Source organism: Paenibacillus sp. FSL H8-0048, from assembly GCF_038002825.1.
Lineage (GTDB): Bacteria > Bacillota > Bacilli > Paenibacillales > Paenibacillaceae > Paenibacillus_AQ.
On record NZ_JBBODF010000001.1, the window covers coordinates 3,503,645 to 3,527,100 of the forward strand.

Below are 23,456 nucleotides of genomic sequence, written 5' to 3' on the forward strand. Positions count from 1 at the left end.
ACTGCGTGTTATAATCAACTGACTACAAGTGGAAACCGGAGGCGTATATGCTTACTTTTGAACAGAAAATAGCTATTCTTGATTCCTATCCCCAGCTGGAGGCGCGGAAGGTCTCGCTGGGACGGGTGAATTACCACCTGGAGCAGAGCCGCCATGACAAGAAGACTGTGGCTTCGCATATTCACCCGAACGGGAACGGCTTCGTCTATGCCGGGCTGCTGCGGGGCTATGAGACGGATGATAAGGGACTGGTCAACATCCGCGATTATTCGGAGGCTGCGCTGCGCGAGCTGCTGGATGCGTCCATCACCTCTCTCTTGATGTACATTCCCGAGGCTCCGGCCCCTTCCAAAAGAAAGAAAAAAGCGCAGACAGGCGGAGCAGAAGCGCAGTCGCTGTGGAAGAATGAGGATGGCCATACGCTGAACCTGAGATTCGAAGAGGATCTGTGGTATCTCTACGCCGGTCTCCAGCTTGAGATGGCCTTCGAGACGACGGGTGAAGCGGAGGAATATCTCGCAGAAGAGGGCTTTGTCCGGGTGGCGGACGAACCACTGGAATAGAATGGCCCCGGCCCGTAAATCGACGTATATCGACGATTTACGGGCTTTTTTGCATGAATTGCTGCATATTCCGGCAAATTTGTAGAATTTCCCGCTGAGGCCCCTTATACTATAGCCATTGGCATTTTCCATAAATTTCACAAGGAGGAATCACCATGAACAATCCGGAAGGCGGAACACCCTTCACGAATCCTGAGGGGCCAAACAACCAACCTGGGCAACCGCAGCCCCAGCGCAAGGTAACTGAGCAGTTCAACAACCTGCTCAAGGATGAACGTGTACAGCAGGCACAGGCGGTAGGCAAGCAGTATTGGAGCTTTTACCTGAGGGCCCTTACCCGCCCTTACAGTACAATGAGGGAAATTCCTGTAGCTCACTTCATGAACAGCCTGATCACTATGGGGCTTATGGCCTTGCTGACGGCCTTATATTTCCTCACCCTGTTCATCAAATGGGATGTCTCGGCCATCTTCGGCCCCGGCTTCCTGAAGCCGCTGCTAATGACGGCGGCAGGTCTTGCCATTGCTTGCGGAGCCACTTATGCCGTTCTCCGGCTGGAGAAGGTCAGCTTCGATTTTAAATTGCTGATTACCCGGATGGGGACGCTGCTTGTTCCGGCCGTGGCGCTGCTGGTGCTGGCGATTCTCACACTATTTGTCAGCCTGTACTCCTTCTCAACCACACTGGTGGCATTGTCCTTCCTGTTCGTCTTCATCAGCATGAATACGGCTTTGTTCCAACATCCGCTGAACAGCGGCGGCAGCCGGGGCATTGACACCCTATACCCGATTGCCATCGCCAACATTGTGACCGGATATATTTTCTACAAGCTGATCACCTCCGTCATTGCCGGTGCAGCCTTAGGAATGCTCAGTAACTCGTTCAAATTCTAAAATTACCCCTCAAACGTCAAAAACGGCGCTGCCGTCCTAATCAGGACAGCAGCGCCGTTTCCATATGTTGCACTTCTATTCAGCCCGGTACGCTTGTTACGGAGTTGTAGGAGCTGCCGGAGCCGCTGGCATTTCAACTTCCTTCGCATCCAGCGCTTCCTGCGGAACCTTGATCTCATCAACCTTGTTGTGATCGCTGATGGTTCCCTTCATATCCATATCAATCGATATCGTCTGGTCATTGCTGGTCATATCCATGACCATGGTTACATCTGTACGGGTTGGGAAGTAGGTCTTCTTATCCACCGCATAGGCGATATTCATGCTCTTGATATTCATCTGCTCCATCATGGCAGCCATCTGCTGGTCAGAGCTTCCAGTCTGGTTCATATAGGTCTTCGCCAGTTCCTTGACGTCATCCCCGGATACCTCAGCAGAGAGCAGATAACTATCGCCTTCCTCGGTAATTTTGGTCTTATCGGTGAGTGCCTTGAATTGTGCCAATTGCTTTTCAGGGTTAGCGGACTGCTGCATAGCAGTAAGGACTTGTTCACCCATCGTAGCAGGCAGCTTCATCCATTGCCCGTTCATCTGGGAATAGAAGCCGTCCTTAGTCACATATTGCTCAATCTTCTGGTCACCCTGAGCCGTTTTCATCTGCACCTCCTGATGCATCATCAGCGGCTCCTTAATGAACGTAGATTTCGTGGTCATATCAGTATCTTGCGCATTGTCCCCTTGTGCCGTCTTTACATTAATCTTCTGCTTCACCTGCATGTCAACTGCATAGCTCTTCAGATCACCAGATGCAGCAACCGATTTCTGAACCAATTCATCAACCGTTGGAACACCTTTTGATGTCTGTTCAGCAGGCGCTGCTGAAGCGGAAGCCTCCGGAGCCGCGTTTCCTGCAGGCGCAGCCGTTGCAGCCCCCTCCGAGGGCTTGAGTTCCTCATTATTGCCGCAGCCGGCCAAGGCAACAGTCAGCATAACACCCATAAAAATCGTAGTCCATTTCTTCAAGTTCAATTCCTCCTAATGATTTCAGCAAGTAGTATTGTTAAATCTTGTGATGTATTTAACCACAGGAGCCCCCCTTTTAATCAGCCGTTTAAAAGTTACATCCAAAGTCATGGTCGTCCCGCCCGTAAAACAACACTATGAAGACAGCCAAAACTATGCTTATATGATGGAGAATACTACTAAAATCCAAAAGGGAAAGAAGCGTGGACCCGCATGAGTTTTGAAATTGTAGAGGCTACCATAGCGGAGATTGGGGCTGCTCTGGATTCCGGAGAGACCACTTCCAGACAATTAGTCCTGATGTATCTGGAGCGCATTGCCGATCATGACAAAAGCGGCCTGACCGTCAATTCCGTGCTGGAAATTAATCCGGATGCGCTGTTCATCGCTGAATCCCTGGATGCTGAGCGTCTGGAGCAGGGGCCGCGCGGACCGCTGCACGGCATCCCCGTGCTATTGAAGGATAACATTAATACCGGGGATAACATGCATACCAGCGCAGGCTCACTCGCGTTGGCGGACTCTTTTGCAGGAGAGGATGCCTTCATCGTCAGCAGGCTGCGCGAAGCGGGAGCTATCATTATGGGCAAGGCCAATATGACAGAATTCGCTAACTTCATGACGAATGGCATGCCCTCCGGTTACAGCTCCCGGGGCGGGCAGGTGCTGAATCCCTACAACATCTCCACACCGACAGGCGGCTCCAGCGCCGGATCTGCGGTAGCGGTGGCCTGTAACTTCTGCACTGTCTCCGTTGGAACGGAAACCTCGGGTTCCATCCTCAATCCCGGCAATCTCGGATCTATTATCGGTATTAAGCCCACGGTGGGGCTAATCAGCCGCTCGGGTATTCTGCCGCTCTCCAGCACGCAGGATACTGCCGGGCCTATGGCACGAACGGTCCGGGATGCCGTCCTTCTGCTGAATGCCCTGCTCGGCCAGGATGCCGGCGATGCGGCCATGGGTACGAACAGAGGTAAGGTTCATGAGGATTATACGGTTTTCCTGGATGCAGACGGTCTGCGGGGAGCAAGAATCGGAATTCCGCGCGATTATTACTTCGAGGAGCTGACGGAGGAGCAGCTTGCGCTATTCAATGCCTCTGTAGAGAGAATGCGGGAGCTTGGAGCGACCATCATTGATCCGGCCGAGATTACAACAGCACGGGAGATCAGCTATTCATCCGTAGTGCTGAATGAATTCAAAACCTCGCTGAACGCCTACCTGGCCCGCCTGGGTCCGGGTGCACCGGTGCGCACCCTAAGGGATATTATTGATTTCAATCATGCCCATCCGGTCCAGACGCTGAAGTTCGGGCAAGCGACCCTGCTAGATGCTGAGCATACGACCTCCGGCACCTTCACTGAGCCGCAATATCTGCGTGACCGTATGACAGATCTCAGGCTCTGCAAGGAGCTGGGAATCGATGCTACCATGCGCGAGCATCAGCTTGACGCTCTGCTGTTCCCCGCTGACTTCGGCGCACGGATTACCTCAAGAGCGGGATATCCGTCCATCGTTGTGCCGTCAGGCTATACCTCAGCCGGAGTCCCCTTCGGCGTAACCTTCTCCGCCCGAGCCTATGAAGAACCGGTGCTTGTCAGACTGGCCTATGCTTATGAGCAGAACTATAAGGTACGCAAGCCGCCTTCACTCCGCAGCTTCATCTGATTCAACTTCACTCTATGCTCTATAATTCTTGATACAATGCCTAATCTGCGGCTATGCCCATATGCCTGTTGCCTTCATGGGACAGGCCCCAGGTGCGCAGCTCGTAGCTGCGGATTCCTGAGGTGACATAAGGGTCCCGCTCTGCAATAGCAGCCGCTGCCTCACGGGAAGCTGCGCGGATAATCACCATCCCGCCGGGGCTGTCACTGAACGGTCCGCACAGCACCAGCTGTCCGCTTCTCTCCAGCTCCTGCAGATGCTTGACATGCGCCCGGATGATCTCCATATCCCTGCGGTCCTGCTCCGTGGGACTCAGCAGAATGACGTAACAGATATCCTCGGGATAAGCCGTCTTCTCATTCATGAACATCTCTCCTTCAATCATAGTCATGCCGGTTCTCTTCATCGGCAATGCTCTGAATCTCCTCGGCATGCATCAGATGCAGCTCATAATCGCCCTCGGCATGCAGCTTCACGACCCGCTCTTTCGTGAACTTCGCACTGCTCTCCGCTGCATCCTCGTCGTAGAACAACAGAATCCCGTCGCTTTTGCGCAGCAGCAGATCATCTCTGGCCTTGAACTGCCAGCTCCCGTCATAGGGGGCATTGCTAACGGCTCCGTAGTAATCGGCTCCGGCCACAATGCGGCGGTATTCATTCTGCTTCTCTTCCTTCCACTTCTCCTCCGGTGAGGCATGGGCTGTAATAATGCCCAGCTTCAGCCCGGGGTATTGCTGCTTCAGCTCCAGCACCACCTCGCAAGCCCACAGATCGACGCCATATTGCCCGGGAGTGATGACCCATTCGAGTCCCTCCTCCACCAGCGGAATGATCCGGTTCGCGAGTGCTTTTTTGATATAAGGAATGCCCTGATGCTTGCTGTCATAAATGCCGAGCTCATGGGCCCGGTAGCCTGTGACCAGTAAAGTCTTCATGTGCACGCCTCTCTCCTGACTGCTTCATTCCGAAATGTATGGAACAACCTGTACTCTATGCATTATATCTTATTTCGCACGGCAGGGCTGCCGGACCCGGGGAGCCTATAAGCCGGACCCGCTGTGCCAAATTTTTTTTCGGTAATTACGAGTAAATTTAGATAAAGTTTGGAAAACTGCATGAAGATGAAAGCTCATACTCCGTTATACCCAAATTCGAGAGCTGGGGTTGATTACACTGTTCGGTATGATTCTATCCTATATACCCGGCTGGGCAATCTTCGCCCAGGCGGGTGTGGCTATGCTTGTTCCGCTGCTCCTGGCCTATCTCTATAAATCGCTCTACAAGCTGGTAGGCAGCGGACGCGGCCAGATCGGGCACGGCGCAAGAACCCTTCCGCAGCAGCCACCGCTGGCTCCGGAGGAATCCTCCGCCCGGTTTACCGGTGATCTTAAGGCTGACCTGCAGGCGGTTAAATCCGGCATCGGCAACAACAGCGATGTCCATTTCAGAGCATTCACAAATGCGAACACTGGTGCACAAGGAGTCGTCATCCATGTCGACGGGATGCAGAGCGACCGGCTGCTCAGTATGGAAGTCATGCATTACCTGATGTATGAGATGCCTGCCGGTCCACAGTCTTCACTTGAACTGGCCGGGCTTCGCCTCCCCTTCAGCGAGCTTCGGGAAGAAGAGCATGTCAGGGACTTCAATAAGTCTGTCCTCTTCGGCCATGCGGCCCTACTGATCGAAGGGCTGCCCTGCGGGCTCCTGATCGAGATGCCCGGTGCTCCCAGCCGCCAGGCGGACGAGCCGGTCTCCGAAGCGCTGCTCCGCGGCCCGAGACTGGGCTTCACGGAAGTGCTTAGCGAGAATACCTCTATTTTGCGCCGCCAGGGCCTCAGCGATCAGCTTGAGATGGTATCCTTCCGGGCAGGGACCGCTATTGAAAGGGAGATCGTTGTGGCCTACATGAAGGATATCGTGAACGCTGACCTGCTGGACGAGATCAAGAACCGGATCGGCAAGCTCGATATGGATTTCCTGGCCGAATCCGGTTATATTGAGCAGCTCATTGAGGATAATTATCTCAGTCCGTTCCAGCAGCTGCAGAACACCGAACGGCCGGACAGGGTCATCAGTGCCCTGCTGGAAGGACGGGTAGCCATTATGCTGGATGGCACACCCTTTGTGCTAATCGCACCGGTGACCTTCAGCATGCTGCTGCAGTCGCCGGAAGACTACTATGAGCGCTGGCTGCCAGGCACTCTGCTGCGGCTGCTGAGATTTCTCGCCTCCTTCCTTGCACTGATGGCTCCGGCGATGTACATCTCATTCATCTCCTTCCATCCGGGGCTGATTCCTACAGAGCTGGCGATCACGATTATTAAGACCCGGCAGGGTGTGCCCTTCCCTTCTCTGATAGAGGTGCTGATTCTGGAGGTCGCCATCGAGATCCTTAGGGAAGCGGGCATCCGGCTACCGAAGCCGATCGGTCCGGCGATGGGCATCGTCGGCGGTCTGATCATCGGGGATGCAGCGGTCCAGGCCGGGATCGTCAGTCCGTTCCTGGTCATTACGGTCGCCGTAACCGCCATCTCCTCCTTCTCCATTCCTATGTACAGTGCCGGAATCACCCTGCGGATGCTGCGCTTCGCAGGCATGCTGTTCGCCTCGGTGCTGGGAATGTACGGGACCATTCTGTTCTTCCTGCTGATCTGCTGCCATCTGACTAAGCTCAAGAGCTTCGGAGTGCCTTATCTCACACCACTCTCTCCGTTCCGGCTCAGTGACTGGAAGGATCTGTTCCTGCGCGCTCCGATGGCACTGATGAAGCGCAGACCGAAAATGATGAAGACCAAACAGAGTAAACGAAGATCATAACCGCACCTGGTATAAGGAGGAATGCAGTATGTTCATACGTACCGATGATAAAATTACCGCTACACAAACGGCTATATTCCTGAACAATACCTTGCTGGGCGCGGGTGTGCTCACACTGCCGCGCAGTGTAAGCAAGAGTGTCGGAACTCCGGATGGCTGGATCTCCACCCTGCTCGGCGGGGCCATTGTGATGCTGGCTGTGCTCCTTATGGTGAAGATCAGCCAGCAATTTCCGGGAAAAACCGTCTTTCAGTACTCAAGGCTGCTGACCGGCCGGTTCATCGGCGGCCTTCTGTCCATGCTGTTAATCCTGTATTTCATCACGATCGCCGGTTTTGAGATCCGTACACTGGCAGAGGTTACCTTGTTTTTTCTGCTGGAGGGGACTCCGATCTGGGCAGTGATTCTTCCTTTTCTCTGGCTGAGCACCTATCTCGTGTACGGAGGCATCAATTCTATAGCCCGTGTCTTCACCATTGTTTTTCCGATCAGCATTATGATTCTGCTCATCTCCTTCGTGCTCAGCCTGCGGATGTTCGATATCGATCATCTGCGTCCTGTACTCGGTAACGGATGGTCCCCCGTATTTGCAGGGCTCAAATCCACTGTGCTTGTATTCACCGGCTGTGAAGTAGCCATGACGATTGTTGCGTTCATGGAGGACCCCAAAAAGGCTGTCAAAGCCATGCTTGGAGGCCTGACCATCCTGCTGTCCATCTATTTCCTGACTATTATTATAGTAATCGGAGGCATCTCTATTGATTCCGCCATCACCAGCACCTGGCCCACTATCGATCTATTGCGCAGCTTTGAGGTGCCGGGATTTTTCTTCGAGCGTCTGGAATTCCCGTTCATGGTCATCTGGCTGATGCAGATGTTCTGCAACTTCAGCAGCTTCTTTTTTCAGTCCTCGCTGGGTCTCTCACAGATCTTCAAGCTTAAGGTCCAGCCGGTTATTTATGCGCTGGTTCCGCTGCTGTTCATTTCGGCGATGCTGCCCAAGTCCTTAAGCGATCTGTTCGCACTCGGGGATACCATAGGTAAGATGGGAGTGGGGCTGTTTTGGCTGGTGCCTGTCCTGCTCTCTGTCGTCTGGCTCATCCGGGTGAAGGGGTTGAAGCAGCATGTATAGACGTATCCTGGTGGTACTGTGCAGTCTGCTGATTCTTGCCACACTGACCTCCTGCTGGAGCAGTAAAGAGATTGAGGATCTGGCCCTATACGCTGGCCTGGCTCTGGATATCGGAGAGTTCACACCTACAGAACAGGAATTGGAGGATAAGGGCGCTACTTATTATAAAAAGAATAAGATTACCGCCACTGTGCAGATGGTTCCGGCTAACTCTGTGGGAGGGGCAGATAAACAAGGCAGCAGCAGTAGTAGTGCACCCTATATGAATGTAACCGGAACCGGAGATTCTGTGCTGGAGATCTTCCGTCAGTATTCGATCCTGCGTGAACGGCCGATCATCGGCCACCACCTCAAGGTTATAGTGATCTCCAGTGAGCTGCTCAAGCAGCAGAAGATCAACCAGTTATTGGATTTCGTCCTTCGGGATAATGACATCCGCCCTAGTACGATGGTGTTCCTAAGCCAAGACCGGGCAGCAGACACCATGGTCTCGAAGCAAAAAAATGAAATCCCTTCCTTTCACATCAGAGATATGCTGCGCAACCAGAAGAGAACCAGTAAGGTGCTGGACCCCGTTATTTTATCCAAAATGGATGCCCTGATGGCCTCCAAACGAAGTTTTGCGCTGCAGAACCTGGTAACGGCGAATGGTGAGGTAGAATTCTCGGGAGCCGGAGTCATCAAGGGAGATACCGGGCACTGGGTGGGCGCGCTGAATCAGGAGGATACCGAATGTCTGACCTGGCTGAGCAACGGGGGGCAAAGCGGGGTCATTAAGACCTACGACTGGAGCAATGAGCCCATTACCTACGAACTCAAGTCCATGAAAAGTAAAATTACGTCCAAAGTAGACGGCGACCATCTGTCCTTCGACGTCAACATTAAAACGGAAGGAAGGCTGATTGAAACCTGGAACGCAGAGGAATACCCTGCTGCCACCCATCTTCCCCAAAAAGCAGAGAAGCTGTTCAAGAAGCGGCTGGAGCAGATGATGCAGAACCTGCTTCACAAGCTCCAGTCCAATTACAAAGCAGATGCGGCCGGATTCTCCACCAGGCTCAGTATTCAGGAGCCCGCGTTATGGCGGAAGCTGGAGGATCACTGGGATGAGGAGTTCAGCCGGACCCCTATTCATGTCACCGTTGATTTGAAGATTACGGATTTCGGCTCCTTCACTCAATAGAACTGAATCTGTAATAAAAAAGCTGTCCCGGCCAGCCGTGTTTAATGAACGGCCTTCGGGACTGCTTTGTCGTGCCTTACTGTTTGTCTGAGAGAATCAGCACACCGCGGCCGGGAACCGGAGTCGAGCCGCTGAACCTCTTCCCGGTAAGCAGATCGGTCCGCTCGCCGGTGCCGATATCCGCCCGAAGCTCCTCTGCTGAATGGTTCAGCAGGAACAGATAGGATACGCCGTCCTTCACACGCTGCACCGACTCGATACCCTCCGGTGCGCTGACCAGCGGCACAATACCGTTATCCGCGCACAGGTTAGCGAGCAAGCCGCTAAGGAAAGCCGCATCGGGACTTGTGGCCACATAATAAGCCTTACCAGCGCCGAAGCTGTTCACCGTTAGGGCAGGCATGCCTTTATAGAAATCCGTGCCATACTGAGCAAGCACCTCTGCGCCTTCGGGATGAATCAGGTCGCAGAGCAGGCCGCAGGCATAAGAACGGTTCAGGGCTCCCCAGTCCTTATTCATTACGATTTCATTGCTCATGCCCGGCAGCAGGGCGTCGATCTCCTCGGACCAGATTCCCAGCACCTTGCGCAGCTCTCCCGGATACCCGCCAACCGTAACCAGATCATTCTCATTCACGATCCCGCTGAAATACGTTGTAATGAAGGTTCCGCCTGCCCGGACGAAGGCTTCTACCTTCTCGGCGAAGCCCGGCTTCACCATATACAGCACCGGTGCAATGATAATCTTGTATCGCGACAGATCTTCTTCTACCCCGATCATATCCGCTTCGATGTTCTGCTGATAGAGCGCGTCATAGTACTTATGGACCTCGTCCACATATTTCAGTGCAACGGACGGGCCGCTGGAGAGATCAAGCGCCCAGCGGTTCTCCCAGTCGTAGATAATCCCGATCTGCGCCGCACTTCGTGCATCCAGCAGCTCACCGCCCAGGCTCTCCAGCTCCCGGCCCAGCTCGGCGCATTCGCGGAATACGCGGGTATGCTCATGCCCAACATGCTCAATGACCGCTCCGTGATACTTCTCGCATGCGCCGATGGACCGGCGCAGCTGGAAGAACAGCACGGTGTCGGCACCCCGCGCTACCGCCTGATAGCTCCAGAGGCGCATGACGCCGGGGCGCTTCAGGGAATTGTACGGCTGCCAGTTCTGCTGGCTTGGCGTCTGCTCCATCAGCATGAACGGCTGGCCGTTCTTCAGGCCGCGCATCAGATCATGCGTCATCGCCGTATAGCTGACCGGGGTGTCCAATGACGGATAGTTATCCCAAGAGATTACATCCATATATTTTGCCCACTTGAAATAATCCAGCTCCGGGTAGAAGCCCATCAGATTGGTCGTAACCGGAATATCCTTGCTGTGCGCCTTGATGGCCTCATATTCGAGGATGTAGCATTCCAGCAGACTATCCGACATGAACCTGCGGTAGTCCAGAGAAATCCCCTGGAAGTTGGTCCGGTTGCCGCCCCACTCTTCACTGAGCTCATTCGGAACAACGATTTCCTCCCAGTCATAGAAGGTATGGCCCCAGAACCGGGTATTCCAGGCTCTGTTGAGCGTATCCAGTGTTCCGTAACGCTCCTTCAACCAGACGCGAAAAGCAGCCTCGGACTGCTCGGAGTAATCATAGCCGCCGTATTCATTAGAGATATGCCAGGCCACCAGGCCCGGATGATCCTTATAGCGCTCAGCCAGCTTGCCGGCCAGCAGCGCCGCATATTTACGGTACACTGCGCTGTTCGGATTGGAGTTGTGACGCCCGCCGAATTTGCGCTTGCGGCCCTGGACATCCACCCGTGTCACTTCAGGATAGCGGTGAGCCATCCAGGCCGGATGCGCCCCTGTACCCGTAGCCAGACATACATAGGTGCCGTTCTTATATAAGCGGTCGATTAGCTCATCCAGACCCGTGAAATCGTACGTATCCTCAGACGGCTGAATCAGCGCCCAGGAGAACACATTGATGGTTGCCACGTCGATGCCAGCGAGCTTGAACATCCGCTCGTCCTCTGCCCAGACCGGGGCCTCCCATTGCTCCGGGTTATAATCTCCACCGTACCAGATCTTAGGTAACTTCTCGTTGATCACGCTACGCACATCCTTTATAGTATAAGTATATTCTTATTCTAATCGTTACTTCTATCGCTATAAATATAATATTAATGAATCTTAATATAATAATATGGAACAACAGGAGATGAACCCGAATGTCACTGGATGCCGTCCGCAGAATCGTATTCGCCCAGGAGAGCGGCCAGCTGCTCCCCATCACCCTCGACAGTATGGGTTATAACCCTGATCAGGAGCAGGTCTCCCGGCCGCAAGGCTATCACACCTATCACTGGCTGCAGACGGCACATGGCAGCGGAATGATCCACTTCGACAACAAGAAGCTCACCCTCACCGAGGGCAACGGCATTCTGCTGATGCCCGGTACTCCGCACCGCTATGAAGCGCTCTCCTCAGAGACTTGGCGCACCTATTATCTCACCTTCGGCGGGACCTCAGCCCGGCATATTCTGGATTCGCTCGGGATGAACACCAGCCTGTTCTACCGCTGGGAGAACGGGGCACCGCTATGCTGGATGCTAAGGGAGATGCTGGACCGCCACGATGCTTCGAATGACATGTTCAGTCTGGGAGAGTCCAGCGATGCCTACCGCTTCCTGCTGACCCTGAACAAATACGGGCAGCTGCATAACAACACGGCAATCTCCCGCAATGTAGACAAGCTTCAGCCGCTGCTGAAATGGATGGACAGCCATTATGGCGATCCAGAGATAGGCCTCAGTGATCTCGCCTCCCGCCTTGAGGTATCCGGCAGATATCTGAACAGCCTGTTCCTGCAGACCTTCGGGCTATCACCCTATGCTTATTTCGTCCGGCTGCGCATCCGCAAGAGCAAGGAGCTGCTGGTTGCGAAGCCCGAGCTTACCGTCAAGGCCATCTCGCAGCTGGTCGGCTTCCGCGATGTCAGCCATTTCGTAGCCACCTTCCGCAAGCAATCGGCGGTTACGCCGGAGCAGTTCAGGAAGCTGCACTGAGTAGCAAGTAAGATTGTATTCGGTTTTTCGATTACATTTGGCCTTACGCCGCCGGGGCACCCGAATGTGATCGGTTTTTCGATTACATTTGGCCTTACGCCGCCGGGGCACCCGAATGTGATCGGTTTTTCGCATACATTCGGCCTTACGCCGCCGGGGCACCTGAATGTGATCGGTTTTTCGCATACATTCGGCCTATCCCCTTAGCTGCCGCCCATTGTATACAACACAAAAACAGATACCTTCCTTATAAATGGACGGTATCCATTTCTGCGAGAGCCAGCTACACCGCGTGCTTCGCATCTTATTATTATCCTGCGCTTATGACTTCACTGCGCCTGTTCCTCCACAGCATCTCCGCTGCCCTGCAGTGTGTCTGTATAAGTCTCCGCTTCCGGCAGACCTGCCTTCAGCTCTTCTATGAACTCCCGGAACGCGCTCGTCATATAGAGGTCGCGCCGCCGGATGAATACCGTCGGCACCTCTGCATACTGCTCGGGGAAAGGATAGATCCGGATGCCCTCCGTGACATTCATCCGTGTGAAATAGGATAACGGCAGCACTGCGTAGCCTATCCCCGCCCTGACACAGCCGAGTAATCCCTCCATCGTCCCGAATTCCATCACCTTACCCAGCCGTCCGCCCTCTTCCGCCAGCCAGTTCTCCAGCTTGTTCCGGTACAGGCATTCTGAATTCAGCATCAGCAGGGTCTTGTCATGAACAGAGAGGATACCCTCATAATCCATACTATCGGGAATCACCAGCCCAATCCGCTCATGAATGAGCAGCTCCTGGACAATCTCCGGGTGCTCCACCGGCCCGTCCATTAAGGCCCCCTGCACTTGATGCTGCAGAACCGACTCGATCAGCTCCCCCGCCCGTCCGACCTGCAGATGCACCTCCACCTCCGGGTAGCATCCCCGGTAAGTGGACAGGATAGCAGGCAGCCGCACTGCCGCCGTCGTATCCGATCCTATGTTAATCAAGCCTGTAGGCACCGGCGAATCCAACACCGCCAGCTTCGCCTCATCCAGCAGATTAAGAATCTTGACCGTATACTCCTTGAACGTCCGTCCGGCCGAGGTCAAGGTAATCCCCCGGCTATGCCGATAGAACAGCGGAGTCTTCAGCTCCTGCTCCAGCTGCTGAATTCTTGCGGTTACATTGGACTGTACATAATTCAGGCTTTGGGCCGCCTTGGAGATACTTCCTTCTTCGGCAACCGCTAGAAATACTTTCAGAAGACCCGTATCCACGCCGCATCGCTCCCCCCGGATCATCCATCAGCCGCAGTGATGGCCTCCATCATTTCCCTTCATTATACATGATCCGCTCCACGGATTATGATGGAAATATAACAGGGACGCGAGACCCCAACTGACAAATTTCTAGGAGTGAGCACAATGGATAACAAACAGTGGAAGTTCCGGCTGCCCGGTAACCCGGATGGCATAGAAATAGCGACCGGTACGAGTGAAATCAGAACTGTTCATGACCTCCTAACCCGGTTCCGCCAAGAGGAGCTTATGGCGGCTCAGAAGCATCAGACCGAAAGGCGGAAGCCACAGCCCAAAGCTCCTGTGATCTCCCTGGCCTCCCGTCTGCCGGAGAATAGACGTCACCCTACTGCCTGATTCAGGCTTACTGCCGGCCACCGCTTACAGCTTGGAGGATCTGAACAGCAAACGGCGGAAGCATGACGGTTCCAGTCTCCAGAGTGCCGGTTAGCGCGCTGCGGTAGTTCTTGTCCAGCCGGATGCTCTGAGCCGTCCGGCTGAGGTTCAGCAGGAACAGCAGCTCCCGGTTCTCTCCTGTGCGCTTGAAGACCTGAACGCCCTCCGGTAATTCCTCGAACTGCTCAAGCCCTGCGTCCAGCGCGATATCCCCCAGAAGCTTCAGCCAATAATTCTCACCGGGGTAGGTTCCGATATAATATACCTTGCCCGCCCCGAAGCGGTTCACTGTAGCCGCAGGAACTCCGGCATAGTAATCATCTTCATACCAGGCTATCGGCTGCGCACTCTCCAGACGAAGAATGTCGCACCATTGGCTGCATGCATACAGATTCCCCTCAGCATCACGGAGCGTATGAACCTCAACTCCAACCGGATCATATTCCTCCACCGTTATGCCGGCCGCACGCGCGAACAGCCCGGGGAGAGGCTGCATTACACAGACATTATTCATGTTCTTCACACCGCTTCGGCTCATCAGAATGACCGTGCCGCCGCCTTCCGCAAAGGCTTCCAGCGCCTGGGCCGCCTCTTCGTCGTGCAGGTACAGGCTCGGGACTATAACCAGCTTGTAGCCCTCCAGCGGCTGACGCCAGTCCACCACATCACAACTGATGCCACGCTTGGTTAACGCCCGGTGATATTGCTTGATGTTATCATAATAGTCCAGCCCCTCCGCCTGCGGCTGAATCCGCAGCGCAGCCAGCTGCTCGTGCGAATACAGGATAGCTGTCTGGCTCATAACCCCGGTCCCTTCCAGCAGCGGAGCCAGAGCATTCACCTCACCGCACAGCTCCGCGAATTCGGCAAATCTCCGCCCGGGCACATTACTGTGATCGATAAGGCCATGCCAGAACTGCTCTGCTCCGGCGGCTGCACTTCTCCAGCGGAAATGCACTACGGTATCCGCACCTCTGGCAATCGCCTGCCAGGCATATGCACGGATCAGTCCGGGATACGGAGTGCGCCACATCGGGAACCAGCAGCCCGGAGGGCCGCTAAGCTGCTCCATGATCCAGAAGCCCCTGCGTTTAATACCGCGGGTCAGATCCAGGGATAAGGCACCGCTGTAAGGTGCAGTGGCCTGTTTCTTAGGCGAAGGATTCGGATAATAATCGAAGGCCGCCACATCCAGCTCCTCAGCCAGCCCGTGCATGTCCAGCCGCTGCGGATAACTGTGGAAGTTATGGGTGATGAAGTGATGTGGGCAGATCGCCCGTAGCACATCAATCTGCGACTTCTGAAAGGCAATCACTGAATCCCATTGGAACCGTTGGAAGTCCAGCAGCAGCGAAGGGTTCTGAAAAGGTGAAGCGCCATAAGGAACCGTCAGTTCACTCCAGCTGCTGTAGCTTCCGCTCCAGACCACGGTTCCCAACTCCGAATTAAGCCGCTCCAGCGTCCCGTACTTCTGCTGAACCCAGTCCCGGAACGCCAGGTTGCAGCTTTCGCAATGACAATCCAGCATACTGAATTCATTATCCGTCTGCCAGCCGATAACCGCAGGGTGGCTGCTGTAACGGCGGGCAAGCGCCTCAATAATCCGGCGGCCATATTTTCGTAGCGAATTGCTGTTGTAGCAGCGGTGACCGCGCACACCGGGGTAGAATACGCTTCCATCACCGAATACAGGCAGCACATCGGGGTAAGCACCCGTCAGCCAGCGCGGCACTGTCGCTGTCGGCGTCCCGATCACAATCCGGATACCGTAAGTATGGAACAGCTCCAGCGCACGGTCCAACCAGGCGAAATCAAAGATCCCCTCCGCCGGTTCCAGCCGGCTCCAGGCAAATTCCGCAACCCGGACAACCTTGACCCCGGTTTCCTTCATTAATTTGATATCCTTCTCCCACATAGACTCGTCCCAATGCTCAGGATAATAGTCGACACCGATTTGCACGTTGCTGTAATGATTCCGCTCCCGAATTGTGCCCAGCTCCCTCTTATCGTAATGTACAAGACTCTGTTTCGAGTATACCTCAAGCACCTGTTAACCCGAAACCCGAAAGGACGCCCCGCCTCACCTCATTCACTGAGATGGGCATGAGCGTCCCGGGCATTCCACTTTATCCAAGCTATTCCCTTCGGGAACTTTATTTGTACGCTTGCAGTTACTCCGCTAGTCCAGGGAAGCCTGCTTATTTCTTCAGCTTATCCCAGGCAGCCTGCATGCTCTTCTCCCAGCCGGCTTCATCTACTTTACCGGCAATCAATTCCTGAATGGAGCTGGCGAATTCTTGTGTAACGCCATCAGGGAATTTGGAGGCCTGCAGCCCGTAGACCTTGCCTTCTTTTACATAATTCCAGACATCCGCACCCAGCAGACCGATATCCTCAGGGGTTGCCGGAATGGTGGACAATGCAGGAATGAACTTCCATTTCTTCACGATATACTCTTTCCCCATATCCGAAGTCACCAGCCAGTTCAGGAACGTCTTCGCTTCTTCCTTGGAGCCGGATTCCTTGTTCACTACCAGGTTCGCCGGAACGCCCACCGACAGCTTATCGTTCATTGCTGCATCGTCGTTGATCGGCATCGGGAACATCCCGATGTTCATGTCCGGCGTAATGTTATCCACCAGCGTCTGTGCCCAGTTGCCTTCCTGCATCATAGCCGTTTCGCCCTTGGCGAACAGTGCCAGGTGAGTGTTGGCATCGGTGGTCAGCGGATTCTTCTGGCCGTATTTTACCGTCAGGTTCAGCAGGTTGCTCCAATCCTTGAATTTCTCATTCCCTACAATGGATGCAGTTCCGTCGTTCAGGCCCTTGATGAATTCATCCACATTATCCTGCTGGGCAAAAGCTACGCTAATCCCCTGAATCCCCAGCAGCCACCACTCCTGATAAGCGTTGCCGAACGGAGTTACGCCGATCGCCTGCAGCTTTTTAGCTGCTTCTTCAAGCTGTGAAATGGTTTTTGGCGTCTCTGTAATCCCGGCCTTGGCGAACAGGTCCTTGTTATAGACATAACCGATTCCTTCAAGGTTCATTGGCATCCCGTAGGTTTTGCCGTCCTTGGTCATAGGCTCTGCTGCCAGCGGAATCAGATCCTTCACCCAAGGCTGGTCGGACAGGTCTTCCAGTTTGTCCTGCCACAGTGCCATTTCCGCATACCCGCCATTGGAAAAAATATCAGGAGCATCGCCGGACGCGAACTTGGTCTTCAGCGCTGCGCCATAGTCTGCGCCGCCGCCAACCGTCTGGATATCCAGCTTGATGTTAGGATGCTCTTTCTCGAACTCCACCTTCAGCTCATTCAGGCCTTCCACGATCTCGGTCTTGAACTGGAAAATCTTAACCGTCTTCACAGCGCCGCTGTTGCCAGCGCTTCCATTCGAAGCATTATTTGAGGCAGACTTATCGGCATTGCCGCCACAAGCCGCGAGCACTACTGACATTAGCATTACGGATGACATCATCAGTGCAGAATGTTTCTTCTTCATTGGATATTTCCCCCTTGAATAATTTAACTGCTTCTTATGTGGAACGGGAGCCCGGTGAATTAACCCTTCACCGAGCCAGCCGCTATTCCCTCAACAATGTAACGCTGCATGAACAGATAGAAGATGACGATCGGGGCAATCCCGATGGTCAGTGCCGGAAGCGCCATATCCCACTGCTTCGTATACTGGCCGAAGAAGGAGAAGGTCGCCAGTGGAATCGTCCGCAGTCCGGGTGCCTGAAGAATCAGGGACGGCAGCAAATAGTCATTCCAGATCCCCAGCGCATTCAGTACGATAATGGTCATCAGCATCGGCTTGAGCAGCGGCAATACAATCCGGAAGAACGCCGAGATCGGGTTACAGCCATCTACCGTGGCCGCCTCTTCAATCTCCAGCGGCACGGACTTAATGAAGCCGTGGAACAGGAAGATCGCCATCGGAATGCTGAGGCCCAGATGGGAGATAATGAGACCTGTGAAGGAGTTGTTAATGCCCAGGACATTCACGACCTTCAGGATCGGAATCATGATCGTCTGGAACGGCACCACCATCGCCGCTACCATCAGCAGCAACAGAATCTGGTTGAACCGGTTATTGGCACGCACCATACGGTACGCCGCCATCGCACTGAACAGCGAGATCAGCGCTACACTGATAATCGTAATGATCAGCGAGTTGCGGAAGGCCTCGGAGAACCGGGCCAGCTTCCAGGCATTCGTATAGTTCGACCACATGAAGGTCTGCGGCCAGCTGGCCGCGTCGCTCAGAATCTCACCGAAGGATTTCACCGAGTTCGCCAGCAGGAAGTAGAACGGTGAGAGGAACAGAAGCGCCAGAAGGATCATCATCACTTCAATGCCGATATTCCATCTGCTTTTGGTCTTCGCATTCATTAAGCTTCTACCTCCTTACTCTTCGTTATACGAACCTGAATGACAGTGATCAGCGCTACAATGAGGAAGAATAACAGCGCCTTAGCCGTACCCAGACCATAACGGTTGTTCAGGAAGGCTTCGTTATAGATGTTCATCGCTACAGATTCCGTCGATTTGAACGGTCCGCCTTTGGTCAGCGAGAGGTTCAGGTCGAACATCTTGAAGGACCAGGAGATCGCCAGGAACAGTCCGATCGTAACCGCAGGCATAATCAGCGGCAAGATGATGTTGCGCAGCACCTGCATCCGGGAGGCGCCGTCAATCTCGGCCGCTTCGAGCACCTCTTTGGAGACGTTGCTGAGCGAAGCGATGTAGATGACCATCAGATAGCCGGAGGACTGCCAGATGAAGACCATGACAATCGCCCAGAAGCCGGTGGTCGCATCCCCGAGCCAGGGAAGGTTGAAGAAGGAGAGACCCGTAAGATCGCCCATCGTGGAGAAGCCTTTGATGAAGATGAACTGCCAGATGAACCCGAGCAGCAGACCCCCGATCACATTCGGCATGAAAAAAATGGTCCGGAGCATATTGCGTGTCTTCAAAGGTTTGGTCAACAGATAGGCCAGGAAGAAGCCTACTATGTTAGTCAAGATCACACCCAGCACGGTGAATCTCACGGTAAACCAGAAGGATGACCAGAAGTCGTGATCATTCGTAAAAATACTTTTAAAATTCTCAAAGCCGACCCAGCTTACATTACCGGATACGCCGTTCCAGTCCGTGAAGGAGTAGTACATCCCCATCAGAAACGGAATAATCATGATCAAGGTAAAAAACAATAATGCCGGGCCAACGAAAAATACCTGCTGACCGAATTGGGACAATTTATTGCCGCGCATGTTATGGCCCCCCTTTCTTTTACTCACTCACTTGTTTATGATCTAAAGATATTATCTGTTTTTTGCAGAGCCTCTTACACCTACGCAAGTGATCTTTAGGGTGTAAAATATTGACCTGGATGTGACCCGCCCCATGAAATGGACCAGTATCCGCACGAAGCTGATCGTCTTCCTGCTTGTGCCCACCTTAATCTGCATTATGGCTACGATGTATGTCAGCTATTCCCACACCACCAAGTCGCTGCGGGACCGGGCGGTTGATGAGAACAAGAACCTGCTCTATCAGGGCTACAAGAACATTGACAGTCTGCTGCAGGAGATCAACCGTCTGTCGCTGAACGTGTATTCTGACGGCGATTTCTACCGGCTGCTAGAAGCAGGGTACGATGATCTGTCCTCCGATATTGCCATCTATAACTCGCTCAGCTATATCTCCACCTCGCTGCCAAACCTCTCACAGGTGTACTTATACAGTGTGAAAGACACGAAGGCTACGCTGATTACCGACAATACAACACCCAAGCGCTGGCTGGCTGCTGCGCCCTACCACCAGTCCAGTCTTAGCGGAACCTCTCCGGTAAGCGTGCAGAGTACGCATCTGAGCAACGCTTACGGGCTAAGGCTGCCGTTAACACAGTTCGTGCCGGAGCCGGTCTTTACGCTGCACCGCAGAATTGAGCGGATCCCTACCTCGCAGGCGCTAGGCTATCTGTCAATTGATGTGAAGCTGGCTGCCCTCAGTGAGATTGTAGACCAGCTGTACGAACAGGATCAGGAGAAGCTTTATCTGGTGGACAGCAGCGGCAGGCTGGTGTACAGCCAGACTACCGGGCAGCTCGGCAAACCGCTGAATGCTGCCTGGTATAACAGCCAGATTGCAGACAGCACGCAGCTGCAGGGTTATTTTGAACAGGACAGCTCTGTATTCATCTATCAAAAAATCGACAGCATCGGCCTCGGCTGGACGCTCGTCAAGCAGATTCCCGTCTCCTACCTGTTCCGCGAAGCCAAGGAGGCCGCCGCGATCAACCTGCTGCTGCTGGCGCTGCTGCTGGTGACGATCATTGTTCTGACGATCCTCGTCTCCTTCCGCATTACCGCGCCGATCAAGCAGCTGACCCGGTATATGAATCAGGTCCAGACCGGGAATCTCAATATTGAGATCCGCCCGGCGGGCAACGATGAGATCGGCGTGGTCACCGAGCATTTCCGCAGTATGATGGACACGATCAACAACCTGATCCTGCGGGAGTACAGGCTGGAGCTGGCGAGCCGGACCAATGAGCTAAGGGCGCTCCAGTCCCAGATCAATCCGCATTTTCTGAACAACACTCTCCAGATTATCGGTACGCTGGCTCTGGAGCTGAAGGTGCCGCAGATCTACGGCCTGCTCTCGGCTCTGGCCAAAATGATGCGCTACAGCATGTACAATGATGAGAAGGTGGTGACGGTCCAGAATGAGCTGGACCATGTCAAGGCGTACATCCAGCTGCAGAAGGAGCGTTTCGAGAACAAGTTCAGCTTCCGCTGTGAGGTGGAGGAGCCGCTGCTTCAGGCGCTGATGCCCAAAATGATTCTTCAGCCGATTGTGGAGAATTACTTCAAGCACGGCTTCCAGCTTGACCGGCAGGACGGATACATGGAGATTAACGTGGCCGGGGTAACTCCGGAGCGGATGGAGATCAGCATCTCCAACAATGGCCTCCCCATTCCGGCAGGCCGGCTGGAGGCGCTGCGCAAGGAGCTGGAGCAGTCCAGCACCGCTGAAGAACGGGAGCTGCTGCAGAACGCCGGACAGGACAGTCCTAGCAGACGCGATGCTCCGGGCACGGGTATCGGCCTCGGGAATGTGCTGGCCAGGCTAAGGCTGGTCTGCGGGGAGAATGCCCTGCTGACCGTGGATAATCTGAAGGCAGGCGGGGTAATCATCCGCCTGGAAATCGATATCATAGTGGAGAGTGAGCGGATATGAAGGCACTGATTGTAGATGATGAAGCAAGAGTCCGGAAGGCTGTCCGGCTGCTGGTGGACTGGGAGGCCCATCAGATTGAGGAAATTCTGGAGGCCGGTAACGGCAATGAGGCCATCGGTCTAATCCGCCAGGAGAAGCCGGCGCTGGTCATTATGGATATGATGATGGAGTCCGGGAGCGGCCTGGAGCTGATGACCTGGGTGGATGAATTCGCAGGCAGCACCAAGTTCATTGTGGTCAGCGGGCATAATGACTTCGACTTCGTCCGCCAGACCGTCCGCCATGGGGGCATCGATTATATCCTGAAGCCGATTGAGCCGGATATGATTAACAGCGCGGTGTCGAGGGCGGTAACCGCCTGGCGGGCCGAGGAGGCGGAACGCAGCCACCGCCAGCACCAGAGCCTCCGGCTGAACGAGATCAAGCCGATCTTCGGGGAGAAGCTGCTGTCCGCATTGATTGACGACAGAGTGAATGCCGAGGCCTCGCTGCGCCGCCTGATCCATGACGGCATCCTTCCGCCGGACATTAAGATTTCGCGTCTGCTCCTTGTGCAGACGGACAGCGGCAATAATCCGCTGCTGCGGCGCTTCGGCGGCGACAGCGAGCTGCTCTACTATGCCATCGTGAACATCTGCAACGAATTTCTGCAGCAGCAGGGCACGGGCATCGCGTTCCGCTATTGGGGAGGGCCGCAGGAGATTGCCATCCTGCTCTGGGAGCCGCATGAATCCGTCACTTCGCTGATCAGCCGGATGAATCAGGGCATCTTCCTGACGCTGCAATTCCGCATGCATTTCGGAATCAGCACGCCGGGCGCCTTCCCTGCACATCTGCCGGCAGGACGCGCCGAAGCCGCCGAAGCCCTGCTGCGGCGGAATCTATTGCGGCATGAGGATTACTGCCACTTTGCGGGGGCGGATACGGTGACAGGCGGGTTGACAGGCATGGGAGCAGGTTCGGCGGCAGGCGGGGAGACTGCTATGGGTGCGGGGACCGGCGGGAAGCCAAGCATCGGTCCGGGCTCGGTGGCAGGTGTGGAATCTGGTATGGATGCGTGGACAGCAGCAGGCGGGAAATCAACCATGGGGCCGCGCTCGGCGGCAGGCGGATTGTCTGGCACGGGAATAGATGCAGGTTGGGTAACGGGCAATCGCGCAGGTGCAGTGACGGGCAAGGAGCCGGGCACGATGCCCGGCGGGAGGCAGCGCGATACGCGGGAGACCGCAGTCCCGCTGAGCTTCGCCGATGTCCAGGAGGACTGGCGGATGGCAGTCATCAGCGGGACGCCTGAAGCTCTGACCGCAGCGGCGCAGCACTGGACCCAGGAGCTGAGCCGCCGGGGAGTGGTTACCCCGCAAATGCTGAACGACTGGAAGGCCGATGCGCTGCTGCTGCGTTCCCGCCTGGTCCGGGAAGCGCTTGGCAGCCAGGCCGCTGACGTGCTGACTGAGCTTGAGCAAGGAGACCAGCAGAATCCCTCTCCGCAGCCAAGCGGTTATTCCTTTTCCCTGTTCGCCTGGCGCGACTGGTCCCTGGCATTCATGCAGCAGGTATCCCGGGCGCTCGCGGACAGACAGCAGAAAGAGCGGAACCCGATGACGGAGATCGTAAAATACATCGAGCAGAATTACCCGTCAGACCTCTCCCTTCAGGAGATGGCGGGCAAATTCCAGGTCAGCCGCGAGTATGTCTCCCGCCGGTTCAAGCAGGAATACGGCATCAACTTCTCCGACTACATCGTCAGCGTCCGCATTGAGAAGGCCAAGCTGCTGATGCAGAATCCGGGCCTTAAGCTGGCCCAGATCTCAGAAATGGTCGGCTTCCACGACGTCAAATACTTCAGCAAGGTCTTCAAAAAGCACACCGGCCATTCGCCGAAGGACTACCGGGAACAGGCAGAGCATTGAGCTCCGCCTGGGTGGTTGGGTACATTGGTGCCCTGGTGCTACGGTCGCTATCGTACGGGCATGGATGAACAATTCCCCTACCCGCTAATCCCGCCCAACGGCCAACTAACTCTTGAACGTTCACCGCCTGAACCTCGGCCAACAATTGGATAAATGCAGCTTATTTCCTCAATTCCCGCCGAATAGACTGAAGCAATTGGATTAACAGCATCTAATACCGCCAGATACGCCGCCCAAGGTGGAATCAGGCAAATTTAAGTGCTGGTTTTCCAATTG

The 23,456-nt window shown here is 54.6% G+C and carries 19 protein-coding genes; 10 read left to right on the plus strand and 9 right to left on the minus strand.

The features are described from left to right. Positions 1–47 precede the first annotated feature (47 nt). Together NSU18_RS14825 and NSU18_RS14830 are read left to right on the plus strand one after the other, a co-directional pair. Positions 48–563, plus strand: coding sequence for a hypothetical protein (locus NSU18_RS14825; protein ID WP_341018830.1), 516 nt, complete (start codon positions 48–50; stop codon positions 561–563). A gap of 155 nt (positions 564–718) precedes the next feature. Beyond that, a complete protein-coding gene (locus tag NSU18_RS14830) occupies positions 719–1,456 on the plus strand; it encodes a hypothetical protein (RefSeq protein WP_341018828.1) in 738 nt (245 codons plus the stop codon). Between the two features lie 96 nt (positions 1,457–1,552). Here the strand turns inward: NSU18_RS14830 and NSU18_RS14835 are convergent, their stop codons facing one another. Beyond that, positions 1,553–2,479, minus strand: a complete 927-nt coding sequence (locus NSU18_RS14835) for a DUF6612 family protein (RefSeq protein WP_341018826.1) — start codon at positions 2,477–2,479, stop codon at positions 1,553–1,555. A 213-nt stretch (positions 2,480–2,692) separates the two neighbouring features. On the opposite strand from NSU18_RS14835, the gene NSU18_RS14840 reads away from it, so the two are divergent. Then, positions 2,693–4,150, plus strand: a complete 1,458-nt coding sequence (locus tag NSU18_RS14840; RefSeq protein ID WP_341018824.1) for an amidase family protein — start codon at positions 2,693–2,695, stop codon at positions 4,148–4,150. Positions 4,151–4,190: 40 nt separating this feature from the next. On the opposite strand, the gene NSU18_RS14845 is transcribed toward NSU18_RS14840, so the two are convergent. Together NSU18_RS14845 and NSU18_RS14850 are read right to left on the minus strand one after the other, a co-directional pair. Continuing rightward, entirely contained in the window at positions 4,191–4,541 is a 351-nt protein-coding gene (locus tag NSU18_RS14845) for a YciI family protein (protein WP_341018822.1), read from the minus strand. Next, positions 4,528–5,085: a DUF1273 domain-containing protein gene (locus NSU18_RS14850; RefSeq protein WP_036731292.1), complete on the minus strand. Its 558-nt coding sequence runs from the start codon at positions 5,083–5,085 to the stop codon at positions 4,528–4,530. The genes NSU18_RS14845 and NSU18_RS14850 overlap by 14 nt, the downstream gene beginning before the upstream one ends. Before the next feature lie 238 nt (positions 5,086–5,323). Here NSU18_RS14850 and NSU18_RS14855 point away from each other — a divergent pair, with 238 nt between their 5' ends. From NSU18_RS14855 to NSU18_RS14865, 3 genes are read left to right on the plus strand one after another with little or no spacing between them, the layout of a single operon-like run. After that, positions 5,324–6,970, plus strand: a complete 1,647-nt coding sequence (locus NSU18_RS14855) for a spore germination protein (protein WP_341151048.1) — start codon at positions 5,324–5,326, stop codon at positions 6,968–6,970. 28 nt (positions 6,971–6,998) lie between these two features. Then, positions 6,999–8,102 carry a GerAB/ArcD/ProY family transporter gene (locus NSU18_RS14860; RefSeq protein ID WP_341149388.1) on the plus strand — a complete coding sequence of 368 codons (1,104 nt, stop codon included), beginning with the start codon at positions 6,999–7,001 and terminating at the stop codon, positions 8,100–8,102. Beyond that, the gene (locus NSU18_RS14865) at positions 8,095–9,285 is read left to right on the plus strand and encodes a Ger(x)C family spore germination protein (RefSeq protein ID WP_341149389.1); all 1,191 of its coding nucleotides are present in this window, start codon (positions 8,095–8,097) and stop codon (positions 9,283–9,285) included. The genes NSU18_RS14860 and NSU18_RS14865 overlap by 8 nt, the downstream gene beginning before the upstream one ends. Positions 9,286–9,361: 76 nt before the next feature. Here NSU18_RS14865 and NSU18_RS14870 read toward each other — a convergent pair whose 3' ends face one another. Then, positions 9,362–11,392 (minus strand): beta-galactosidase, encoded by a 2,031-nt coding sequence (locus tag NSU18_RS14870; RefSeq protein WP_341149390.1) that lies wholly within the window; start codon positions 11,390–11,392, stop codon positions 9,362–9,364. 119 nt (positions 11,393–11,511) lie between these two features. On the opposite strand from NSU18_RS14870, the gene NSU18_RS14875 reads away from it, so the two are divergent. After that, positions 11,512–12,348 carry an AraC family transcriptional regulator gene (locus NSU18_RS14875; RefSeq protein WP_341018815.1) on the plus strand — a complete coding sequence of 279 codons (837 nt, stop codon included), beginning with the start codon at positions 11,512–11,514 and terminating at the stop codon, positions 12,346–12,348. Positions 12,349–12,677: 329 nt separating this feature from the next. On the opposite strand, the gene NSU18_RS14880 is transcribed toward NSU18_RS14875, so the two are convergent. Then, positions 12,678–13,604, minus strand: coding sequence for a LysR family transcriptional regulator (locus NSU18_RS14880; RefSeq protein ID WP_341149391.1), 927 nt, complete (start codon positions 13,602–13,604; stop codon positions 12,678–12,680). A gap of 147 nt (positions 13,605–13,751) precedes the next feature. Between NSU18_RS14880 and NSU18_RS14885 the strand changes: the two genes are divergently transcribed. Beyond that, the gene (locus NSU18_RS14885; protein ID WP_341018811.1) at positions 13,752–13,982 is read left to right on the plus strand and encodes a hypothetical protein; all 231 of its coding nucleotides are present in this window, start codon (positions 13,752–13,754) and stop codon (positions 13,980–13,982) included. A gap of 7 nt (positions 13,983–13,989) precedes the next feature. Here NSU18_RS14885 and NSU18_RS14890 read toward each other — a convergent pair whose 3' ends face one another. From NSU18_RS14890 to NSU18_RS14905, 4 genes are all read right to left on the minus strand, one after another. Next, positions 13,990–15,981, minus strand: coding sequence for a beta-galactosidase (locus NSU18_RS14890; RefSeq protein WP_341149392.1), 1,992 nt, complete (start codon positions 15,979–15,981; stop codon positions 13,990–13,992). Between the two features lie 238 nt (positions 15,982–16,219). Next, complete coding sequence (locus NSU18_RS14895; RefSeq protein ID WP_341018804.1) at positions 16,220–17,524, minus strand: ABC transporter substrate-binding protein; 1,305 nt, start codon at positions 17,522–17,524, stop codon at positions 16,220–16,222. Positions 17,525–17,583: 59 nt separating this feature from the next. Further along, positions 17,584–18,417, minus strand: coding sequence for a carbohydrate ABC transporter permease (locus tag NSU18_RS14900; RefSeq protein ID WP_341018802.1), 834 nt, complete (start codon positions 18,415–18,417; stop codon positions 17,584–17,586). Continuing rightward, a complete protein-coding gene (locus NSU18_RS14905; RefSeq protein ID WP_341018798.1) occupies positions 18,417–19,298 on the minus strand; it encodes a carbohydrate ABC transporter permease in 882 nt (293 codons plus the stop codon). Before NSU18_RS14905 ends, NSU18_RS14900 begins: the two co-directional genes overlap by 1 nt. 133 nt (positions 19,299–19,431) lie before the next feature. On the opposite strand from NSU18_RS14905, the gene NSU18_RS14910 reads away from it, so the two are divergent. After that, positions 19,432–21,270 carry a cache domain-containing sensor histidine kinase gene (locus NSU18_RS14910; RefSeq protein ID WP_341149393.1) on the plus strand — a complete coding sequence of 613 codons (1,839 nt, stop codon included), beginning with the start codon at positions 19,432–19,434 and terminating at the stop codon, positions 21,268–21,270. Then, on the plus strand, positions 21,267–23,180 hold the full coding sequence (locus tag NSU18_RS14915) for a response regulator transcription factor (RefSeq protein WP_341149394.1): 1,914 nt from the start codon (positions 21,267–21,269) through the stop codon (positions 23,178–23,180). The genes NSU18_RS14910 and NSU18_RS14915 overlap by 4 nt, the downstream gene beginning before the upstream one ends. The last annotated feature ends 276 nt before the right edge of the window (positions 23,181–23,456 follow it).